The 22,124-nt window shown below is 67.1% G+C and carries 10 protein-coding genes and 1 riboswitch; all 10 genes read right to left on the bottom strand.

What is annotated here, in order from left to right; all coding sequences use genetic code 11:
- Positions 1–82: 82 nt before the first annotated feature.
- The 10 genes from IU514_RS08145 to IU514_RS08100 all read right to left on the bottom strand — a co-directional run bounded on the left by IU514_RS08145 (position 83) and on the right by IU514_RS08100 (position 22,120).
- On the bottom strand, positions 83–5,197 hold the full coding sequence (locus IU514_RS08145; RefSeq protein ID WP_194930606.1) for an OmpA family protein: 5,115 nt from the start codon (positions 5,195–5,197) through the stop codon (positions 83–85).
- Between the two features lie 20 nt (positions 5,198–5,217).
- Entirely contained in the window at positions 5,218–12,684 is a 7,467-nt protein-coding gene (locus tag IU514_RS08140; RefSeq protein ID WP_194930605.1) for an isopeptide-forming domain-containing fimbrial protein, read from the bottom strand.
- Positions 12,685–12,760: 76 nt separating this feature from the next.
- Positions 12,761–12,850, bottom strand: a riboswitch (cyclic di-GMP riboswitch).
- A 59-nt stretch (positions 12,851–12,909) separates the two neighbouring features.
- Positions 12,910–14,307 (bottom strand): AgmX/PglI C-terminal domain-containing protein, encoded by a 1,398-nt coding sequence (locus IU514_RS19140; RefSeq protein ID WP_194930604.1) that lies wholly within the window; start codon positions 14,305–14,307, stop codon positions 12,910–12,912.
- A gap of 10 nt (positions 14,308–14,317) precedes the next feature.
- Positions 14,318–14,803: an ExbD/TolR family protein gene (locus IU514_RS08130; protein WP_194930603.1), complete on the bottom strand. Its 486-nt coding sequence runs from the start codon at positions 14,801–14,803 to the stop codon at positions 14,318–14,320.
- The gene (locus IU514_RS08125; protein ID WP_194930602.1) at positions 14,800–15,306 is read right to left on the bottom strand and encodes an ExbD/TolR family protein; all 507 of its coding nucleotides are present in this window, start codon (positions 15,304–15,306) and stop codon (positions 14,800–14,802) included. The genes IU514_RS08130 and IU514_RS08125 overlap by 4 nt, the downstream gene beginning before the upstream one ends.
- A gap of 22 nt (positions 15,307–15,328) precedes the next feature.
- Positions 15,329–15,955, bottom strand: coding sequence for a MotA/TolQ/ExbB proton channel family protein (locus IU514_RS08120; RefSeq protein WP_228760574.1), 627 nt, complete (start codon positions 15,953–15,955; stop codon positions 15,329–15,331).
- 106 nt (positions 15,956–16,061) lie between these two features.
- Positions 16,062–16,406, bottom strand: a complete 345-nt coding sequence (locus IU514_RS08115; protein ID WP_194930600.1) for a hypothetical protein — start codon at positions 16,404–16,406, stop codon at positions 16,062–16,064.
- Positions 16,406–17,053, bottom strand: a complete 648-nt coding sequence (locus IU514_RS08110; RefSeq protein WP_194930599.1) for a tetratricopeptide repeat protein — start codon at positions 17,051–17,053, stop codon at positions 16,406–16,408. The genes IU514_RS08115 and IU514_RS08110 overlap by 1 nt, the downstream gene beginning before the upstream one ends.
- Positions 17,037–20,195, bottom strand: a complete 3,159-nt coding sequence (locus IU514_RS08105) for a tetratricopeptide repeat protein (protein WP_194930598.1) — start codon at positions 20,193–20,195, stop codon at positions 17,037–17,039. Before IU514_RS08105 ends, IU514_RS08110 begins: the two co-directional genes overlap by 17 nt.
- On the bottom strand, positions 20,192–22,120 hold the full coding sequence (locus IU514_RS08100; RefSeq protein WP_194930597.1) for a tetratricopeptide repeat protein: 1,929 nt from the start codon (positions 22,118–22,120) through the stop codon (positions 20,192–20,194). The genes IU514_RS08105 and IU514_RS08100 overlap by 4 nt, the downstream gene beginning before the upstream one ends.
- Positions 22,121–22,124: the final 4 nt, after the last annotated feature.

Here is a 22,124-nt window from a genome sequence, read left to right as displayed (position 1 = left end):
CGATCGGCCCCACCCGTCAGGCGCCCAAGTGCAGGCGTGAAACGGAACCGTGGTCTTCACTCGACGCCCCGGCTCGTCGGCGCTACATCGCGCCGACGACGTTCACGAACACGCCGCGATGGCGGTAGCTCAGGTCGGTCAGGTTCTCCGAGAAATCGGTGAAGTTGTAGCCCACGCCGGCCTTCACGTTGTCGCCGAAGTAGCGGTACACGCCGAGCAGCATGCCGCTGCGGGACTCATCCAGATCCGGCAGGTGCAGCCTGCGAGCCTCCAGCAGCCCTTCCCATTTCTCAAACAGGCGCAGGTCGGTACGAAGGATCACCAGCTGCGCGCGGTTGTCGAAGAACTCGGGCGTCTCGCGATCCAGGCTCACCGAACCCAGGCGGTATGCGTACTTGCCACCCACCGACCACGACGGGGTCAGTTCGTAGGTGGCATCCAGCGAGGCGATATGGCTCTTCTGGATGAACTGCGCCGCCGTACCGGTGAGCGTCACCTGGTCGGTGGTGGGCACGTTGTAGAAGTAGGTGTACTTGGCCAGTGCGTTCAGGCGATTGTCGAGGACCGGGCGGTAGCCGAAGCCCACCACGCCCTCGGTGAACTCACCGTCGTAGAACTGGCCCTGCGAACTCTCGCTCAGCGAGTGGTCGAGCTTGCCGACCAGACGCCAGTCGTCCGACATCTGGTATTTGAAGTTGTTGCGGAACAGCCAGGTCGTGCGTTCCACGAGCGTGGCGTCGGGACGCTCGGCGTCATCGGCACGGTATTCGATGCCGCTCGAGATCCGCGTCGGACCGAAGGTGTAGGCTACGCGCACGCCGCCCGCGCGACGTTCGGTCTCGGCAGCGGTCTCGCTGTCCTGCAAGGTGCCCAGTTCGGCATTCGCGCCCAGCGTCCAGCGGTCGCCAAGGTTCAGCGACATGCCCGCGGCATGAGTCAGGCCTCTGGCCTCATTGACGTCCTGGTAGCGCTCTTCGGCATAGACGCTGCTGCTGTCCGACAGGCGACGCTTCACGCCACCGACCAGGCTGCCGCGCGTGCCGCTCAGGTTGGTGCCGTCGAGGATGTCGCCGCGTTCGTTCTCCAGTGCGTAGTTCAGGTAGAGGCTCGTCTTGTCCGATACCAGGTAGCTGGTTCCCAGCCGTCCGCCCGGGCCGAGGTCGCCGGCCGAGGCCTCCGCCTCCACGCGCAGCTTCTCGCCGATGCGCATCGCCGCACCTGCGCCGAGCCTGCCGTTGTCCTGGCGATCGCCGTTCTTCGACAGGGTCTGCTGGGCGAAGCCCCACGCATTCCATTTCTTCGTGGAGTCGTAACCGACGTGCACGACCGCATCCGTGCGCTCGCCCTGCTCCTGGGTCAGCGGCACCACCGCGCGCTGGTCGTCGCGCTTGTCGCTGCGCACGCCGGTAGCCACGTTCCAGCGATCGTTCATCTGGTACTTGACGTTCACCTCCGCCGCTTCGAGCGTGAGGCCTGCACTCTGCTCCCGATGGTCCGCCTTGCCGATGACGCTGAACTTGTCGCCGATCGGCAGGTCCAGCGTGCCGCCGTAGTACGTGCGGTCGGTCAGCGTCGCCAGGCCAGGCGCCGAGTAACCGGCATCCTGTGCCTGCGTATACAGGGTGACGCGGCCCTTGCCGTTCTTGAGGAGGTCGCCGATGCCCGCGCTGAGGTCGGCGCGATAGCCGCTGGCCTCCGCGTCGTTGAATCCCGTCGGGTCGGTACCGGTGAACTCGAAACCGCCGTCGTTCGAGAACAGCGAATGCGACGCGAGACCCTTGGTGCGGCCGCTCTGCAGCTTCAGCCAGGTGTCGGCGCTCTTGCGGAGCGTGAGGTCCGCGCCGAGCATGCTGTTGTCCTCGACATCACCGCTGCTGTGGCTGCCGGTAAGACCGAGGCCGACATGGTCGTTGATCCAGACATGGGCCTGGCCGCCGGACGTCAGCGTGTCGATCTCATCGAATCCCGGCGCGTACTCGTAGCGCGCGACCAGCCAGGCCTCGTCTCCGGAGAGTCCGCCGCTGCGCACCAGCATGTTGTCGCTGCCGGTGGACGACAGCGGCTCGGAAAGCAGGATGCGGCCCTGCAGGTAGTCGACGTCGTAATCCAGGCCCGGGCGCAGGTCCACGGTACCGGTGACCAGTTGCGAGTCCTTGTCGCGCATTTCGATGCGCAGGCGCTCGGAGCCGCTGAGAATGTCCTGGTTGCGCAGGTAGAACAGCGAACCACCGGTGCCACGGAACTCGTCGCGGCCCGCGATCGTGCCGGGCTCGGCGGCGAAGGCACCGACGCTGGCGCGGCGTTCGCCGAACGCCGTGGTCGCATCGGCCTTCCACTCCGCGTTGGCACCGTAAAGCCCGCGGTCGACCTGGGCCAGTTCGTTGTCCGCATAGTCGGTGAGGAAGTTGCCCCACATCGCGTAGTCGTCGCCACGCTCGGCACGCACGTAGAACTTGCCCAGCGTCGGCGCCATCTCCTCGACGATGCCGTCATCGCCGAAGGTCGGATAGTGGTAGTCGGGGTCGATGCGGCGGAACAGCGCGTCCGGGGCCTTGTCGAGAAGGTTGCCGAAGATGTCCTCCACCGGACCCTCGCGCGTGTCGGCACTGGCGGTCAGTCGCCAGCCATTGCCGAACTTCTCGGTGCCGAAGAACGCCAGGCGGCCATAGAACGACGAGCTGCGTTCGAAGGCCGTGTTCTCGCCTTCCAGCATGTCGGCCGGGCCGGTGGTGCGATCGTCGACCGCGGTCACGTCGGCGATGCCGACGAAGAAGCGGTCACGCTGACGGAGTTCCAGGTCGCGCAGGTAAAGCTGGCCGTTGCCCTCCGCGTCGAGCACCGCCACCTCCACGGTGTGCAGGCCGTCGGGAAGGATCTCCTCGGAGATGAAGTCGCCGTTGGCGTCGACTGGCACCGGCCGGCCCGCCACCCACACGGTGTGTCCGTCCGGAATGCCGCCGCCACGCACCGCGACGGTATTGGCACCGATGCGGATGTTGCGGCGCGCGATGCTGCTCTCGCCATAGCCGGCCAGCGGCGGTGCGCCCTGGTCAGGTGCAGTCGCCGGAATTTCCGCGGCGCTGCCATCGCCGTTGGCGTTGACCAGCCACAACGGACGCAGGTTGGTCTCGTCGAACCGGCCCTGTTCGTCGTAGGCGCGCAGCACGTACTTCAGTTCGCGGCCGGCGGCCGGAATGTCGCCGATGCCAGGCTGCCACTCGCCCTCGCCCTCGCCGTTGGCGTCCAGCGCCACGATGGCCAGCGGAGTGGCCTGCGTGGACTGATCCTTCTCGTGGATGCGCACCTCGGCGCGCTGGATGAAGCCGGTGTAGTTCGAGTACATCCGGAAGCGCACCGGCTCGCCTGCCACCGCCACCTGCGGCGAGGCCGACACCGACAGGCGCGGCTCGGCGGTCAAACCGTCGAACTGGAAGCGGATACCGGCCTGGTCCAGTGCCACGTCGGTGCATCGCTGCACGTCGGCGGAGCTGCGGCCCGGATCATCGAGGGGCTGGCCGTCCACCGAGATGTGCATGGAGTTGAGGCCGAAAGCGTTGGCCGGCGCCAGCTCGCGGGTGAGCCGCGTGATGTCCACGCCCTCCAGGTCGTCGCGCACCACGGCCTCGTCGTACACCACCTGCACTTCGATGTAGGAATCCGTGCCCTGAGTGAAGCCCTCGTTCGGCAGGTCGGCGGACTGCACGAAACCGCGGCCCTCGTGCTCGACCTGCTCCGAAGCGAGCTGCATCTGGCTGCGGATGGATGCCATCGCGCGGCCGGCACGCGCCGCGGACAGTCCGATGTCGTCCTCGTACACGGCGGTGGTGCGGCGGTCGAGGCGCTCGTTGCCGGTGTAGCCGATGAAGCGCAGACGCGCGTTGTCGCGATCCTTGACTTCGTCCAGTGCACTGCGCAGGCGGTCGGTGAAGCCATCGGGGACGATGGCCTCGCCCTTCTCGAGCATCAGCATCGGAATCGGGCCTCCCGACGGCTGGTGGATGCGGGTGACGATCTCCTTGCCCTCGTCGGCCGGGCACATCTGCGGCCCTTCGGGCAGTTCCTGCAGCCGGTCGTCGTACCAGAACTGCACTTCGATGCGGCGGTTGAGCGCGCGCCCCTGCGCCGTGTCGTTAGGTGCGAGGAACGTCGTGGCGCCGCGGCCGTCGCTCTGCACGGCAGCGGCAGGCAAGCGCAGTGCCTCCTGTACCGCGAGGGCAGCGCGATGCGCGCGCGCCTTCGACAAAGCGACCGCATCACCGTAGATGCGCGCGTTGCGATCCGACAAGGCCATGTCATCGGCGTAGCCGACGAATCGGGCGGTCACGTTCTGCTTGCCTTCCAGGTTGGCGAACGCCTTGCGCACCTGCTCGACGAACGCCGGCGTGACCTCCACGCCTTCCTCGCCGTAGTGCAGTGCGGACACCAGGTTGTTCACCCGGGTGCGGCGGGCATTGCCTTCCTTGAACTGCATCAGGCAGAGCTCCTGCACGCGGCAGACCTTGATCTGCCGAAGCTCTTCCTTGACCAGTACATCCTTCTCGGTCGTGGCGGCACGGGGTTCGTCGTACCAGACTTCCACTTCCACGCGACGGTTACGTCCGCGGCCTGCATCGGTCGCATTCGTCGCCACCGGCCGGGTATCGCCCATGCCCTCGTAGGCGATCGCCTCCGGCGGCAGTGTCAGCGCCCGCTGCAGCAGTTCCGCCACTTCGCCGGCACGTTCGCGCGACAGGCCCTGGTTGTCGCCATAGCGCGCGGTCAGTTCGGGCGACAGGCGCTGGTTGTCGGCATGGCCGATCAGGTGCAGGCGCACGTTGGCCTTGCCGCGCACCGACTCCATCGCGCGCCGGATCTTCTCGATGTCCTCGTCTCGGATCCTGATCGCACCCGAATCGAAATGCAGCGGCGCGATGATGCCGCTCAGCTTGACGGTCTCCATTACCTGCCCGTCGACCTGCTGCTTCTCCACGCGGTCGCCACCCACGTTCTGCAGCACGCTCGGATCGCGCGCGAGCGGATGGAACTCCTGGTCACCGGGCAGGTGGCGCTCGACGGACGCGCCCATCGGCACGTCCTTGGTGGCGAGGTCGTTCGTACCCTGGACATTCGCGACCGGCTCGCTGGCCGTCTGTGCCAGCGCCGTCGCGGTCATCAGGCCCAGGGCCAGCAGCGGCAGTCGAATGCTTTTCGTCGACATGGTTTTCTTCGGCCTGGTCTTCACTTGCTCGCCCCCTCGTTGCCCGCAGGGCGTTGCACTGGCGCGCCGCGTCGCCAGAAGGTTTGTTGCTCCACGGTGAGCGGATAGCTGGCGCCGGCCGACGGCCAGGCCTGCGTGACCTGCTGCTTGATCGCTTCCAGGCGCGCTTCGACCAGCTGCGGATCCTCGAGGTCCGCCAGGTAGGACAGGCGCAGTACCGCCGGCTCCTTCACCAGTTCATCGAGCAGCGTCTGCATGCGCGGCTGCCAGTGGCGGCGCAGCCCGGTGCCGCCACGCTCGAACACCTCGTCGCTGAGATCGAGGCTGACCACGCGGAACACCGAAGCACCGAAGTTGATGCTCAGCGCCTTGCCGCGCGTGGCGCGCGCGATCACCGTCTGCTTGGTGGACGGACGGTAGCCGCTGGGCAGCGTCCGGTCGTCCAGCTTCAGCACGAAGTTGCTGCCGCGGTCTTCGTTCGGCACCACGGCGCACGTCAGGTGGTAGCGGCCGTTCGCGTCGGTCGTCGCCGCGAGACCACGCGCACTCACCAGGCGCACGCCGCCGATGCCGCCTTCGCCCTGGTCCTGGTGGCCGTTGCGGTTGGCGTCATCGAACACCTTGCCGATGATGTCGGTGCAGTCGAAGGTCGGATCCGGCACCACGCGCACGGTGGCAGTGGCTTCGCCAGACAGCGGGCGATCGGAGAGCCCGTTCCAGACGCGTGCGCGGTTCACGAACTCGCCCTCGCCCACGCCTGCACCGACGGCGAGCAGCAGCGTGATCACGTGCTGGTCGGTGGTGCCGAACTCGAGGCCGTTCCAAGTGAGCTGGCGGCCGTTCTGCTCTGGCTCCGCGGCCACGTTGTCGATGCGCGCCGAACCCGGCACGTAGCGGAAGCCCGCCGGGTAGGAGTCGACGGCACGCACATCGCGCAGCGGCAAGCCCGAGAGGTTGCGCACCGTGATCGTGTAGGGCACCAGCTGGCCGCGCACGACGTTCTTCATCGGCGTGGTCTTGCTGATGGCCAGCGCTTCGCCGAGATCGAGGTCGAGCGGGATGTGGTTGTTGAAAACCTGGCTGCTGCCGGGCATGGACGTGTCGTCGACGCGCAGGTGCAGGTAGTACGTGGTGCCGGTCGAGCGCGCCGGCACCGAGGTCGGCGGTGCAAGCTCCGACACCTGCACCTCGCAGCGCTCGGTCGTGCCCGGCACGGCATCGCTTGCACTGGCCGGGCAGCCAGGCACGGAGAACGCCGCGGTGTTCGTGTTCGTGGCCGGCGGAATCAGGCCCGACGCTCCGGCCAGATAGTCCGCCGACGGCGGAACCACCTCGATCACATAGCTGCCGCCGGACGGACACGCCGCGTCGGCGAAGTTGAGATCGAAGCGGTAGTAACCGCCCTGCTGCGTGACCTGGCCCTGCTGCGCCGGATCGGCGAAGCAGCTCGCAGGCAGAGCCGCAACACCGCCCGCATCGAGCAGACGCAGACGCGCACCGGTGATGACCGTGCGGTTCATCGCCTCGTAGATCAGGCCGTTCGGCTCGATCGGCAGGTTCAGGTTCAGCAGGTTGCTGCCCGGCTGCACGGCGATGGCATGGATGCGCTGCAGGTCGTTGCCGAAGACCGAGTGCGCATAGCCGAGCTTGGCCGTGCTTGCGGTCGCACCGGGCGCGGTGAAGCGCATCTCCAGCGCGTCGGACGAGGCGCTGTTCGGTGCCACGCCCGCGATCTGCCAATCGCCATTGGCGTCCGTGGTGGTGGTGCGCTCCAGCTGGCCGTTGCGATACAGCTGGACGCTCCAGCCTGCGAGCACGCGCTCGCCCGCATCTGCCGCATGGTTGAAGTTGGCGTCATGCCAGGCGCGGCCGCTGAGCACGCCGACACCGATCATGCCGCCGACATCAAAGGCGACGCTGGCGCTCGCGGTGTTCGCCGGATCGTTCCAGCTCACCACGCCGGTGTTGGTCACGCGCGTTCCGGACGCGAGGCCCGAGGCAAGCGTGGCGCGGAAGCGCAGCGTTGCCGATGCGCCCGGTGCGAGGTCGCCGTGACTGGCGGAGTAGTCGGCGACGATCGTCGCGCCCGTCACGGTGATGCCGGCGCTGCTGCCATTCAACGTGGCCGAGCCGTTGACGTAGGCCAGCTGGCCAGATGCGGACGCCGCAAGGTCGTCCACGATCCGCACGAGCGTGGCTGGCACCGTCGAGATGTTGCGCACGATGACCACGTACTCGAGTTCGGCGCCCGGGAGCGCGGCGCCACCGCCCACCGCCGCGACCTGCTTGTTGATGGTCAGCATCTGTGCCGCGCCGACGACCACCACGGTCGGTTCCGGGCCGGTGGAAGGATTGCCGTCGCCATCGGTCAGCAGCGGCGGCAGTCCGGCGCTCGTCGCCGTTGCCTGGTTCGAGATCAGCGTGCCGCCGGCGGTGCCGGCATTGACCTGCACCTCGAACTGCACCACGGCCACCTGGCCGGGATTGAGGGTGCCGACGTCGATACCGGCGATCAGCGGCGAAACGCCGCCATCGGGCTGGCCGACGGGCTGGCCGTTCAAGGTGAGCGAGTTGGCGACCCAGCTCGTGTGCTGGGGCACGTTGTCGCGCAGTACCACCTGCGTGGCGGGCGCCTTGCCTGTGTTGTGGATGAGGATCGTGTAGCGCAGCGTGTCGAGCGGATCGACCACGCCCGGCGAGCCGCCGTCGATGCGCAGCACCACCGCCTTCTCGGCATACAGCAACGGCGCATTGCCCACCACGTCGCGGGTCGGGTCGTTGACGACCGGCGTGCGCGGATCGTCGGACGGCACTTCGCTGTTGCCCGTCACGAAGCCCTGGTTGGCGATGACGGTGCCGTCCGCCACGTTCGTGCCGACAGTAACGTTGAAGGTGATCGTGGCGACGTTGGCCGCGGCGTCGGCCGGGATGTCCGCGCGCACCACGCCCGCGGTCGGCTCGGCCGGCGACTTGATCGAGATGCCGTTGATCAGCGGCGAGCCGTTGGTGCCATCGGCCACGGGCGCGCCATTGAGCGTGGTGCTGCCGGCCACGTAGGTGGTGTTGGCTGGCACCAGGTCGCGCAGCGTCACGCCGTGCGCGTGGTCGTTGCCGATGTTGCGCACCGTGATCGTGTAGCGCAGCGTGTCGCCGGCCATCAGCACGTTCGGGTCCGCGCCCAGGTACGTCGACACCTTCTCGACCACCAGTTTTGGGGCCGACTCGATCGGCAGCCGCGTCGGATCCTCATCGCCGGAGACGTCCGGGTTGGCCTGGCCGTTGACGGTCGGGTCGTCGCTGAGCGCCAGCAGCGTGCTGCCGAACTGCGCACGAGCCTGGTTCAGGACCACGGTGCCGTTGGCGATCACCGGCACCAGCTGCACGGTGTACTCGACCACCACGGTCTCGGAGCCGGAACCTGCGGCGCCGATCGTGAGGTTGCCGATGTCGATGCGGCCGGTGCCCTTCGCACCGCCGCTGGCATTGCTGTTGTTGACCGCGCCGGCAGGCAGTGCGCTGACGATCGCCAGCGTGCCCGGGACGAACTTCGCCGGATCGTTCAGCGCATCGAGTTCGTCGACCAGCGAGATCCCGGCGGCGCTGACGTCGCTGAGGCTGGTCAGCTGCAGGCGGTAACGCACCACGTCGCCCGGATGCGCGGGCGTCGCGCTGACCACGGTCTTGGAGAAGTTGAGCCTGGGCGGATCGGTGAGCACCGCGTGGCTCGCGGGACCCGCGCAGTAATCGTTCGGAGCCGTCACCGCCGGACAGCCGGCGCCGTTGCGCTCGAAGGCGCTGCTGCCGGCGAGGCTGGTCCAGTCGGCGTAGACGCTGTTGGCGAGCGTCGTCAACGCCGGGACGCCATTCCTGACGCGCACGTCGTAACTGACCTGCACCGAAGCGCCCTTCGCCACGTTGATGGTGGCGTTGCCGGCGGCGGCACCCCAGGTCAGCACGTACGGATTCCCTGCACTGCCGTCACCGGTGACCAGCGGCGCGGCGATGCTGTTGCCGGTTCCGGTCACCGTCGGGTTGCCAACGTATTCGAGGCCGGATGCAAGCCTATCGACCAGCCGCAGCTCGAACGCATCGGAAGCGGTTGCATCAGCGGCCGCGGTGAGGGTCACGGTGTATCGCACGACGTCGCCGCCGCGGACGCCGGTCCTGTCGCCGGTCTTGGCCACGGCAACATTCGGCTCGACGATCGTGAACATCGCCGGGGGACTGACCAGTGGCGTCACGGTCGTGCCGCCCGGGCTGGTCGCGTAGGCGTAAGACACCGTGTTGCTGACCTGCACGCCCTGCTGGGCGGACAGGACGTTGCGCACGCGCGCTCGCAGCTCGATGGTCGCCTGCTGTCCCGCGGGAATCTGGGGGATCGACACATTCATCTGCGAGGCCGTACTGGTTCCGGTCGTGGCACCGGCGACACCGGTCACCGTCACGCCCACCAGTTCGAGATTGGCGTCGAGCGCGTCGATCACCGCCACGTCGAAGAGCGCGATGCTGCTCGGCGCGCTGGGCACCATGATCGTGTAGGTCACGTCCTGGCCGATCGTCGCAGTGCCCGTCGTGGGGGAGGCCAGTTGCTTCGACGGGCGTGCGCCGGGCGTGGTCACCGTGGTCGAGACCGGAGCGGTCACGTAGTCGTTGAGTTGCCCGAGGCCGTCTGCGCCGGTGCGCTCTGCGGCATTGGCGCCGTCGATGCCGGTCCAGCGTGCAACCGCGGTGTTGGTCAGGTCCTGGTCGGCCAGCACCGAGCCGAGTACGCGCACGTCGTAGGACACCTGGATCGATGCGCCTTCGGCGATGTCGATGTCGGCGTTGCCGTCCGCGAGACTCCACACCAGCGTCTGCGGTGCGCCGGCGCTGCCATCGCCCGTGACGACCGGCACGCCGATCGTGTTGCCGGCACCGGTGACGACCGGATTGCCGGCGTATTGCAGGCCCGCGCCGAGCGTGTCGGTCACCGACACATCGAACACGCCGGAGGCGTCAGTGCCGCTGGCTGCGTTGAGCGTGACGGTGTAACGGATGATGTCGTTGGCCGCTGCGGTGGCGCGGTCCGCCACCTTCGCGATCGTCACCGTCGGCTCGACGATGTTGAAGAACACCTGGTTCGTCGTGAGCGCCGGTTCCCGGGCGCCACCGTCGGTTTCCGAGTAAGTGAAGGACGCCGTGTTGCCCACGTCGACACCCTGCTGGGCGCCGAGCACGTTGCGAACGCGAACGCGTACGTCGACAAATGCCTGCTGGCCGGTCGGTACCTGGTCGATCGCGACATCCAGCTGCGAGGCGGTGCTCGAGTTCACGACGCCCGGTCCGTTGACGACGCCGCCGACGGTCACCGTGGCGCTTACGTACTCGAGGTTCGCGTTCAGCACGTCCGTGACCTGCACGTCATGCATCGGCGAGCTGCGCGGCTGACCGGGTACGGCGATGCGATAGACCAGTTCCTCGCCGATCGTTGCCTCGCCCGTCGCCGGCGAGATCAGCGCCTTGGTGGGCGGGCTGGGCGGTGCGCCGATGCGTACGCGGGTGGGGTCCTCGTCGTCCACCGTGGGGTCGGGATCGGCCTGGCCGTTGACGTTCGGGTCGTCGCTGTCCGCGAGGAACTCCTCGGCGCTGCCGAGCAGCTGCGCCTGGTTGATGACCATGTGACCGTTCGTCAGCGTCGAAAGCAGCGTCACGTTGAACTCGACGCGCACCTCGCCGCCCACCGGCACGTCGAGACCGCGGATGTCGATCAGGCCGGTGGCCGGATTGCTGTTGTTGACCGCACCGCCCGGAAGCGAAGTGAACACCAGCGAGCCGGGCACGAAGTCCGGTGGCAGCTGGTCGCGGAACATGACGTCGGCAAAAGCGGCGTCCGTCGCCTGCAGCCGCAGCGTGTAATGCAGCACGTCACCGGGCGCGGCGGTGATCGCCGGGTTATCGCCGCTGGTGACGTTGCGGACGGTCTTCTCGTAGAAGTAGCCCGACAGCAGCACCGCGAGCGAATGCGCGTCCTCATGGTCGTCCGTACCGACTGTGCCGTCGGTGAGTACCCGTGTCACTTCGACGCGCGCGGGGTTGCCGCTGTCGTCGTTGAACCAGCGCGTCGCGCCGGCGACGTTGGTCATTGCCGTGCCGTTCTGGGTGTCGGCATCGAGCTTGGTGCGGTAGTCGAGCACCAGGTGCTGGCCCGGCGCCACCGGACCCGCGGCGTCGAGCAGCGTGAGGCTCAGCTCGCAGGTGGGCGCGCCCGTGTAGGACAGCGTGTAATGCACGCCCTGAGTCAATGCGGTGCCGCCGAGCTGGACGCTCGTCACCTGCGGCGTCATGTCGCACATGCCGCCGTTGGGACCGTCCGGCAGGCGGTCCAGCAGCGTGACGTTCCACGCGTCGAACTGCCCGGTGTTCACCGCGTCGACCTTGAAATCGCCCCACTCGCCGAGGTTCAGCGTCGGCCCACCGAGCACCGCCGTGCCAGTCTTGTTGACGACCAGGTTCGGGCCCGCGATCACGGTTGGATTGGAAATGCCGTTCTCGCCTGGCAGCGGGTTGTAGAAGGTGCCCTTGATCAGGCGCCCGAACTGCCAGATCGCCGTGTTGACGAAGGACTTGCCCAGCGTGTTCGACGACGAGTTGTCGTCGAGGACGACCGTGACGTCGATCGCGATCTTTCCGCCTTGGGGGAGGATGAAGTTGGGATCGAACTCGAACTTGATCAGCCCGTTCGGGCTGGCGACGATGTTCGGGTTAACCGCCGCGCCCAACGTGTTGCAGGATAGGTCGACGCACCAGCGGACGCTGGGGGTTCCTACCAGGCTGAGGTCGACGCCCGTGCCGGGAATCTCGACGGGCAGTTGTACCGGCGGCGTGCTCGGATCGTTGTCATCGAGCCCGTTGACGTACACCGTCGCCGGGTTGGCGCCGAGGTTGTCGTACAGCGTGATCCCGTGCAGGTCATTCTGCGATGCGCCATCGAGCACGACGGTGCCGGTGGACGGATCGATCAGGACCGGAATCATCAGCCTGTAGGTGAACGGCACTCCCACGGCGGCATAGCTTGGACCGCGCTTGTTGATCGACTCGACCGGCACCAGGAAGTTCTGGCAGTTCGGCCTGACCCGGTGCAGCGATCCGTTGACGAACCAGATCCTGTGTTCGTGGGTGGCATCGCACGCGATGTTGCCTTGGGTGAAGTCGACGTTGTCGAACACCACCAGCCATCGCTGGTCCGTCTGGCCGGGCTGGGTGAAGAAACTGATGTTGGTGTCGAGCGGATTCGGCTGCTGGAAGTTCCTGATGATGCAGTTGCCATCGATGGTCAGCTGGCTGGGCGCGGGGTTGACGACGTTGCCATCGACCACGCCGCCGAAGTCCGCAACGCAGTCCTCGGCATAGGCGCCGAACGCCATGCCGAACAGCACCAGGAAGGCGCACAGCTGGATGCGTATCCAGCTCTTTCCTGCCCCGGTTTTGCGTGCGAAGCCCAGACCCATACACCTCACTCCATTCGTGGTACGACGAAAGCCACGCATGGACCGAGGAGACGCCCCGCTCACGCGGGGCGTTGATTCCGGCGGTCCCGCTACCATGGGGCGCGATGCGCCCGACAGGCCGGTGACTTTGCGTCGCCACCTTTCGGTGGTTTTGCCTTTGTCGTTTTGTTTCTTGCTGCGTTGAGCGTGTTGCCTTGAAGCGCTGTACTGCGCCGCTGCCGGACGTCAGCCAGCCGGCAGGAAGTTCATCGGATACACGATCGTCACCGCCGGTACGTCCTTCGCGCCGAAGTTGAAGCCCTTCACGCGCGCCACGATGTCCGACGTCAGGCCAGGCGCATCCATCTCCGAGGACTTCACCTGCACCATCGACACGCTGCCGTCCGGCTCGATGGTCAGGCGCAGGATGACCTTGCCCTGCAACGTCGCGTCATTGCGCAACTCGCGCTGATAGAGGCGGTACAGCGCGGACTTGTGGCGATCGAAGACGATCTGGATCTCTTCATCGGAACGTCCGCCGCGACGCGCACTTCCGCTGGAAGCCGAGTCCTTGGCGGCGATCGCATCGATTCCGCTGGTCGCCTTGGTGAGTGCAACACCCTTGAGCGCGCCGCGCTCACCGGGGCCATTGCCGAAGCCGCGACTCTGCGGGGCGAGGTTGATGCCACTGCTGCTTCCCGGCGCGTTGCTGGCCAGCATGGCGCGTTCCGGACGCGACGCGCCCGTATCGGTACTGAGCCTGGCTGACTTGCCGAGCTCGGCCACGGCGGGCAGGTCATCCACGGCTGCAAGGGCGTCCTTGAACGCCAGCACGCCCTGCGGCTTGCTCGCCGGTTGCGGCGTCGGCACGGGCCGCGGCTCGACCTTGGCGGTGGGCCGGGCCGGCGTCGGCTTGCGTTCGACCTTCTTTTCCACCGGCCGCGTGAGTTCCGGCGGCGGCGGCGGTGCCTTTTCCAGCTTCTTCGCCTCCGGGATCACGGTGACCACGCGCTCCGGCAATGTCTCGGACACGAGCGCCGGCCGCTCCGGAATCCTGATGAACGGGAACACGATCGCGATGACCAGCCAGACGCACAGCGCGATGGCCAGCGCCTTGCGCGAGCGCCGGTCTTCTTCGCCGCGCATCCACAACATGAGGTGCGGGCGGACGCGGCCCGCTTCGAGCTCGCGATCGACGATCCATTCGTTGCGCTGGCGCTCCAGTGCCTCCTGGTGCTCGAAGGCCTCGTCCTCGAGCAGGAACAGTTCCTCGTTCTGCTCGCCGATTCTTCCGATCAGGTCGCTGCGGCGCGTCTCGATGGCTTCGACGCGTGCGTGCATGGATTCGATGCGGCCGCGCGCACGCGCGAGGTGTCCGGCCCCATCGTCCTTCTCTGCAAGACCATTCCAGAACAGGCCCGAGCCGCCCGCCCGGTTCAACTCCTCCAGCGTGTGGCACGCCTGCTCGAGCAACCGGTGGCGTACGCGTTCCCCGGCGAGGGCTTCGAGCTCTTCATCGACGGCCGCGAGATCGCGCGCAAGCTCGTCGAGCCGCGCGCGTGCCTGCGCGGTCCGCTCGTCGAGCGCCGCCTGGTCATGGGCGGCCGGGGTGGTTTCGGGTTCCATGGCGTTGTTATCAGTCACGTGTTCTGCCTCAGCCCTGCTCGAGCACGGCGAGTGACAACTTGTCGTAGGCGGCCGCCGTGCACGTCGTCATGACCTTGCGGATCACCTCGTAGGGCAATCCGCGGTCGGCCAGCACGGTGATCTCGCGATGGGCGAGCGCGGCCTGCTGCGCAGCGCCGCTCCTGGCGGTCAACGGACGCGACAGGTATTCGCGCAATGGCTCGATCAACGCCGTATTCGGATCGCGGATCTGGTCCATCGTCGCGATCACATCGCCCTGCACCAGCAGCATGTCCTTGGTGATCGTCACCACCACGGTCTCCGCAGGCTTGGCCTCGGCCGTGGAAATCGGGATCTGCACGTTCTTGGCGTTCTGCACCACCTCGACTTCGGTCGAGTAGATCAGCAGGAACGCCACCATCACCGACATGATGTCGATCATCGGGATCAGGTTGAGCTCCGCATCCTCGTGCTTCTTGCGCGCGCCGCGGAACGGGTTCAGTGACATCCTCATGGTGCGTCTCCCACGGCGATCTTCGGGAACATCGAGATGCGGCCATGCGCATCGGGGGTACCGGTGAAGCCGTTGCTTTCGGCCGTCGGCAGGTCCGTGCTGCGGATGGCATCCATCACCTGCACCAGGTGGTCGTACTGCACGTCAGGAGCCATCAGCACCGAGGCCGTGTCGACCTCGACGTGCTGGCCCTTGAGGTAGGCGGCCAGCTGCGTCAGTTGCTTGAGCGGATAGGCCCCGTTCTCCACGGGCAACACGGCAATCGAGTCGCGCCCGTTGGTCAGCTCCAGGCCTTCCTTGCGCACCATCACTTCGAGGCGGAAGGTCGGCTCGACGGCCTCACCGGCGGCCGCGCTGGGCAGGTCGAGCTGGATGATCGAGATGCGCGAGAACACTGCCGTCATCAGCAGGAACGTGATCATCACGCTGAAGATGTCGATCATCGGTACGAGCATCAGCTCGACCGGTTTGGCCGGCGGCTTGCGACGTGGCATCAGGGCCATGGCGTATCTCCTGTGCCCTGACTCAGGCGGCCCGGATGTTCTGCACGGCACCCTGCGCCATGCGGCTCGTACGCAGCGACAGGACGTTGAGGTACTTGATCGCAGCCATTTCCAGGCTTTCGACCAGGTGCTGCGTGCGCGACGTCAGGAACGCGTGCATGAACAGCAGCGGCACCGCGGTGCCGAGGCCGAACGCCGTACAGTTCATCGCCTCGGAGATGCTGGCCGACAGCAAGTTGGCCTTCTCCGCCGGGTTGGCCGTCGCCACCGCGCTGAACGCGCCGATGAGGCCGGACACGGTGCCGAGCAGGCCGACCAGGGTCGCCAGGTTCGCGAAGGTGCCCAGGTAGTGCGTGCGCTTCTCGAGGCGCGGCACGACTTCCATGATGCCCTCCTGCATCGCCTTCTCGACATCGTCGCGGCGACGCACCGCACCCTGCATCGCCAGGCCCGCGCCCAGGAGTCGTCCGAGCGGATTGTTGTCGTCGCCGACGATCTTGCGCGCCTTGTCGAAGTCGCCTTCGCTCAGCGACGGCTCGACCTTTGCCCACATGGCCTTGGTGTGGGCCTGCGCCCGGGCGATGGTCACCCAGCGCTCGATCGCGATCGCAAGGCCGACCAGGCCGACCAGCAGGATCGGAAACATCATGGCGCCGCCGGCCTTGAAGAACTCCGCTATTGAATGAAGAAAACCCATGGCATTGCCCTCACTGATTTGGCTGAAAGAGTCCGCGGATGAAGCTGTTGGAAGCGCCTCAGTTGCCGTCCGGGTCGGCAGTCTGGAGTCCGTAGAACGCGAGCTCACGCATGAAGACGTCCTTGTCGACCGGCTGCGTGCTGTCGTCGAGCAGGCGTGAGATGCCCGGCGCATCGGCCAACTGCGAGCTCTTCCAGGGCACGATGACCAGTTCCTTGGGCGACTCGTCGTTGCCGACGATGGACAAGCCGGACAACACCATGTCGGCGGCCGGCCCGGCCTTCTTGGTTGCGCCCGGCGCGGTGGCCTGGGCTTCGCTCTTGTCTTTTTGCGGTGCGGGCTCGGCGGCGAACGCCGCGGCCGCTACCAGCGACAGGCACATGCAGACGGTTGCGCGCAGCATCACTTCACTCCGTTCCCGGCCCGGGCGCGGGCACTGGCGATCCAACCGGCCACCTGCTTGTCGTCAGGAACGGCCTGCTGGTAGATGACGTAGTTGTCGAGCGCACAGGCGGCATCGGCGAGGTAGATGTCGCACAGCACCGCGAGGTTGAGTCGTGCGAAGTGGAAGCCCGGCGCGGCGGCCAGCGACTTCTCGTAGGAGGCGCGCGCATCGCTCAACTTGCCCAGCTGGCGTTGCACCAGGCCCAGCTCGTTCCAGGCGATCGGATGCCGTGGCTGCAGTTCCAGCGCGCGCCTCAGGCTTGCTTCGGCCTTGTCGAGCTCGTTGGTCTTGGCGTAAGCGATGCCCAGGTCGACGTGAGCGGCAGTCAGCGTGGGCTGCTTCGCCGTGATGGCCTGCAACAGGGCGATGCCGTCGGCGTAGCGCTCCTGGGCGAGCAGATTCGCTGCACGCGCATAGTCCGAGCGCGTCGCGCCATCGATCTTTGCCGGCTCCACGATGGTGAAGCCGGTGCCGGTCGCCTGCACGCCCGGAGGTTCCTTGCGTGCAGCCACGGCCGTGGCGGCGACATAGACCAGCAAAATCGCGCCGAGGCGCGCCGCATGACGCAAGGCGCGTCGATACTGGGGGTTATTGCTCGCTGACATCGGCGTCTCCTTGCTGGTCGGTGGCGGCAGGCGCGGCGCTTTCGACGGCGCTTCCCGCCTCGGCAGGCGCGGCGCCGGCAGGCATGGCTGCGGCAGCCTTCGCCGCCGGCTGGACGTACTCGTATCGATCCGCCTGGCCGATGAAGCCGCTGCTCGCCACGGGGCGCGCATACCGGGCCGGCATCAGCGTGGCCAGCCGTTCCAGGCTCTTCTCGATCCAGGGGCCGTGAACGCCGGCTTCCATCAGCTCGATATTCTTCTCGTGCAGGCCGATGGCCTTCTCCTCGAAGGGGAACGCCATTTCGTCGAGCTGGTCGTTGTAGTCCTGCAGGTCGGTGCCGTTGAGGCCAGCCGGCCGCTCGGACTCGTTGAGCGATTTGCTGAGGCTGGAGTACACCTCGGCCATGTAGAAAGTGGCCGCGGCGGTGACATCGGCCACCTCGTAGGGCACCAGCGCGTTGAAGCCCTTGATGGCCTCCGACATCGCCTTCTGCTTCGCGGCCATGCTCTTCTCGAACGGCTGCTTGAGCTCGATCGAGGCGAAGCGGTTGTACAGCGGCTCGGTCAGCACCAGCGCGGCACGTCCGGCCAGCGTGCGCGTGCGGCTGGTGCGTTCGGTGCCGGCCCTGGCGTCGGCCTGCACCACGCTCTCCAGTTCGGCGCGGTAGCGCGCATCGTTGCCACGCGCCTTGTGGATCTCCGCCATCCGCTGATGCGCTTCCAGCGCATCCGCGAGTGGCTTGGGGAACTCGTTGACGTATCGGGTGTACACGGCCAGCGCGCGATCCGCATCCTTCGCGTCCTCATGCAGCTTGCCTGCCAGCAGCAGTGCCTCCGCGCGTAGCGCCGGGTAGGTGGCCTCGTTGGCGACACGCTCGTACTCGCCTGCCGCGCTGCCGAGATCGCCGGCCTGCTGGAACGCATTGGCGATCTGCCTGGTCGCGTCCTTGACCAGCTCATGGGTCGGGTTGTCGCGGCGGAACTCGTCCAGCACCCGGGCGGCTGCTTTCCAGTCCTGCAGCTTCATCAGTGCCACGCCCGCGTCGTACTGGGCGCCGGCACGGATCTTCGAGGTCGGCGCTGCTTCCTTGATACGCAGGAAGTGGTTCGCCGCAGTGCGGTAGTCGCCGGCCGCATTGGCGGCTTCGCCCTGCTTGTAGATCGACGCGGCGAGGTTCTCGACCAGTTCGGCCCTGGACGCGTCGCCTGCGGGCGTCGCCGCCAGCACCTGCACGTAGGCCTGCTCGGCCACCGGGAACTCCGCCAGCTCGAACGACGAGTGCGCGACCACCGTCCATGCCGTGCGCTGCAGCTCCCGCGTCGCCGACGGGAATTTCTCCAGCAGTTTGCGTCCCGCGTTGCGCGCAGCGGCGTAATCCTTCAGGTCGTACAGATCCTGGGCTGCGGCGACGAGCACGGTCGGTGCCTGCTCGTGCTGCGGGAAGGTATCGGCGAACCGCAACGAGCTGTCCACGGTGGCGCGTCGGGCTTCCTGCTCCTGCGAGGCGGCCACCACCTTGAGGTTCTCACGGTGCGCGAAGATCGCTGCATAGCCAGCTGCCGCGGCCTTCTCATGGGCCGGATAAGCGTAGGCCGTGCGCTCGTACTGCGCCGCCGCCAGCCTGAAGTCGCCGTCCTCGCGCAGCAGGTCCGCGAACTGGTAGTTCGCGCCCGGTGCCGTCGGGTCGTCGTGGAACGAATCGAGGAAATCGCCGTACCAGCGCGTGGCCTCGGCGAAACTCTGCTGTTTGTCCTTGGCGAGCGCCTTGTCCTGGTAGCGCGCGTGGTAGTAGTTCGCCAGGTCCATGAGGTTGGACTTGAGCGCCGCCACCACTTCCGGCCGCTCACCGATGGCCTGGTGCTGCCAGTACTCGGCTTTCAGCGCATAGCGGGTCGCGAACTCGCGCTTGGCCTCCACCACCAGCTGCGGGAAGCCGCCCGTCTCGTAGATGCCGATTACGCGCAGGCTGAAGTCCGGCGACGCGGCATGGAACGGGTAGAGCCCGACGAAGTCGTTGAAGACCGTGGCGGCGTCCTGGTATCGCTGCTTGGACAGGTAGAACTCGCCGAGATAGCGGTAGGCGTGGTCTTCGTAGGGGCGATGGCCGAACTCGGCAAAGTACCCGCCGATGACTTCAGGACCGCCGAGGTTGGAGAAGGACAGCGCGATGACCTGGAAGGTGTCCTCGACGCGGCGGTCCTCGGCGGCCGTGTGCTTCGCGCCGAGGACGTAGCCCTTCGACACCTTGTGGTCGACCAGCGCGAAGTAGCGGTGCAGCGCTTCTTCGAATGCACCCTGCTTGTAGAACGACCAGCCCAGCTTGAAGAGCGCGGGCTCGAAGAACTCGGACGAGCCGCCCTTGGCCACGACACTCTGGTAGGCGCTCTCGGCGTCGCGATACTTGCGCTGTGCGAAGAAGCTCTCGCCGCGGCGGAACTGCACTTCGTCAACGAGCTTGGAATCCGGGTTGCCGGTGACAAGCTGCTCCATCACCGCCATCGCGTCATCGGGCCGGCCAAGCTCGTCGAAGGCACGTGCCTTCTGGTAAAGCACCTGGTCGCGGTAGGCGTAGTTCGGAAACTCGGCCAGCAGCTTGTCGTACAACTGGATCGATTCCAGCGGGCCCGACTCGGCCGATGCGACACTGTCGGTGGCAGCGGTGGCGATGGCCTGCCCTTCCGTTGCGCGCTGCTCGATCTGCCGTTCGATATCGGCAGGTGCGCCCGCTGCTGCGGTCTTGTTCGTGGATTTCGCGGCGGCGGAGACCCTGCCGACCGCTTCGGGCGCGGCCAGCTGCACCGGCTTCGAAGCGGCCGCAGGCGTCGACGGCGCCACTGCCGGCGCCGCAGGCGCGCGGTCCACGACGATCGCAGTCGTGCCGCGGACGCCGTACTCCTTTTCCAGCTGCAGGTCGGCGAGGCGACGCATCGCTTCCGGCGTGAGCTCGCTCGCCGGGGTTTCCTGCAGGAACTGGCGGTAGCCGTCCACTGCCTTTTGCAGACCGTTGTCGACGCGAACATCGGCGGTGTCGGGTCGCACTTTGCGCAGCGAGGCCAAGGTGTTGGCACGTTCAGTGTGGGCGCAGGCGGTCAGCAGCGCGAGTTGCACTGCCACCACGCCATGGCGAAGACGCAGCTTCATTTGCCCTCCCCGGCCGGCGCTTCCGCCGGCACGGCTGCGCCCTGCGCCTGGCTGGCGCGGTCATAGCTGTCCGCAACGGCGTAGCGTGCCTGCGTCTGATAGGCCTTCAGGCGTTCGCTGCGCGTGGTGAGCTCGGCGATGGCGACCTCTTCAATCAGGGAGCCCTGCTGCTTCTGCAGCTGACCCACGCGCTCCAGCGCGTCGCGCACGCGATTGCGCAGGTCGCGGATGCCGTCGTCGTAACCCGTGTAGCTGTGCACGCTGGCCTGGCGCGCACGCACGAAGGCCTGGTAGCGGCCGTGCAGCGTGACCAGCTCCGCATCCAGCTCCTCCAGATGCTCATGGGCCACGGTCAGGCGATCCGCATATTCAGTGCGCAAGTCCCAGTCAATCACGCCGCGAAGGCGTGCGATCCGCTCGGCGTGCTCGCCGGCCGTCGCCTGCGGAAGGCGCGCGACAGCCGCAGCCGTTGCGTTGATTCGATCCAGCAGCATGCGCTCGTCGGACGTCGCCAAGAGCTCTGGCCGCGGCGCGGTCAGCTGGTCGTTGAGGCGCCTGGCGAGGAGGTTGCGTTGCTCGCGGCGCAACTTGTACTGCGCATCCAGTTCACGGAACTTCGAGTCGATCCCGGGCAGCAGCGGCTCGTAATAGCTCTTGCGCTTGCCGATCAGGTCGTCGTAGGCATCGAAGCCCGCCTGCCAGGACTCCATCTTGCGGCGCAGATCCTCGAGATCCAGGTAGTTCTGCAAGGCCGTCTGGAAGTCGTGCGAGGCCATCAGCTTGGTCAGGTAGAACGTTTCGGGGGCGTCCGGCAGTTCGCGGAGCTTCACCACCCACAACTGGTCCTGATGGATCTCCTCGCGCACCAGCGCCTTGAGGAAATGGCCATCGCGCACGCTGCGCGTCGAGGCATCCAGCCGCGCCAGTTCGGTGCCGAAGGAGTTCAGCGCATCGTCGTACAGGACCGCGGCACGGCCATGCAAGTTCAACTTGCCGTAGGCATGCGGCAACGCCAGCTTCGCTTCCTGCACCGCACTGTCGGTGGAGTCGCGCGCGGCCAGCATGTTCCAGGGCACCAGCGCCCGCTCGTAGTTCCCGGCCATGGCGTCGGCCCAGCCGGCACTGAGCAGCGCCTGGTTCGAGTACGGCCCATCGAGGCTGACCCGGTCGAAGTAGCGCTGCGCGTCTCCGTAGTCGTTGGCCTCGAGCATCAGCCGGCCGAGCACCATGTTGGTCTTGTCGCGTATGCCGATCACCGGCGTCGAATCGCTGCGAGCCGGCTCGCCCGCCTTCGCCAGCTGTTGCTGGCCTTCTGCGGTTTTTCCGTCCTGCAGCAGCGCGATGCCGTAGTTGTAGCCGGCGAAGCCCTGCAGCCCTTCCGCGCCCAGCAGCTTCTTCAGCACGGCCGCCGCTTCGGCAGGCTGGCCCATGGCCAGGTACGCGTTGGCGCGCAGGAACTCGATCTCGTCGCGGATCTCCTCGGGAACGTCCCCGCGGATCCGCTCCAGCGCGTGCATCGCGTCCTGCGGCTGGCCTTTCTGGAAATGGATGCGCGCCAGACGAAACGCGGCCTCGTTGCGCACGAGGTCTGGGACATCTGCTTCCAGCACCGCCTTGATCGCACGGCCGGCGCGATGGTGCATGCGGTAGTTCAGCTCGAAGTCGCCCACCGAGAACTCGGCGTGGCCGATCAGCGGATACAGCGAGTCCAGCGCCTGCTCGTCGACGCGGTAGTGCTGTGCGAGTTCGGAATCGAGCCGCTGCAACGCCTCGAACCAATGCCCCTGATAGGCGTTGAACAGCGCTTCGCCGAAGAAGGGATCCTGCGCACCGGCGGCCGTCGCCGCATCGGCCGCCACGCAGGGGCGAACCCCCGGCAGCGCGACCAGTGCGAATCCCAGCACGATGGAGGACACACGCCGCATCGCC

It is taken from the genome of Lysobacter niastensis, from assembly GCF_015453285.1.
Lineage (GTDB): Bacteria > Pseudomonadota > Gammaproteobacteria > Xanthomonadales > Xanthomonadaceae > Lysobacter_J > Lysobacter_J niastensis.
This window is presented reverse-complemented; position numbering and strand designations above follow the sequence as displayed.

Coding starts and splice junctions, on each gene's coding strand:
- IU514_RS08140 (WP_194930605.1), bottom strand. CDS start 12,684: ATGGGTCTGGGCTTCGCACGCAAAACCGGGGCAGGAAAGAGCTGGATA.
- IU514_RS08130 (WP_194930603.1), bottom strand. CDS start 14,803: ATGAGGATGTCACTGAACCCGTTCCGCGGCGCGCGCAAGAAGCACGAG.
- IU514_RS08105 (WP_194930598.1), bottom strand. CDS start 20,195: ATGAAGCTGCGTCTTCGCCATGGCGTGGTGGCAGTGCAACTCGCGCTG.
- IU514_RS08145 (WP_194930606.1), bottom strand. CDS start 5,197: ATGTCGACGAAAAGCATTCGACTGCCGCTGCTGGCCCTGGGCCTGATG.
- IU514_RS08100 (WP_194930597.1), bottom strand. CDS start 22,120: ATGCGGCGTGTGTCCTCCATCGTGCTGGGATTCGCACTGGTCGCGCTG.
- IU514_RS08110 (WP_194930599.1), bottom strand. CDS start 17,053: ATGTCAGCGAGCAATAACCCCCAGTATCGACGCGCCTTGCGTCATGCG.
- IU514_RS08125 (WP_194930602.1), bottom strand. CDS start 15,306: ATGGCCCTGATGCCACGTCGCAAGCCGCCGGCCAAACCGGTCGAGCTG.
- IU514_RS08120 (WP_228760574.1), bottom strand. CDS start 15,955: ATGATGTTTCCGATCCTGCTGGTCGGCCTGGTCGGCCTTGCGATCGCG.
- IU514_RS08115 (WP_194930600.1), bottom strand. CDS start 16,406: ATGCTGCGCGCAACCGTCTGCATGTGCCTGTCGCTGGTAGCGGCCGCG.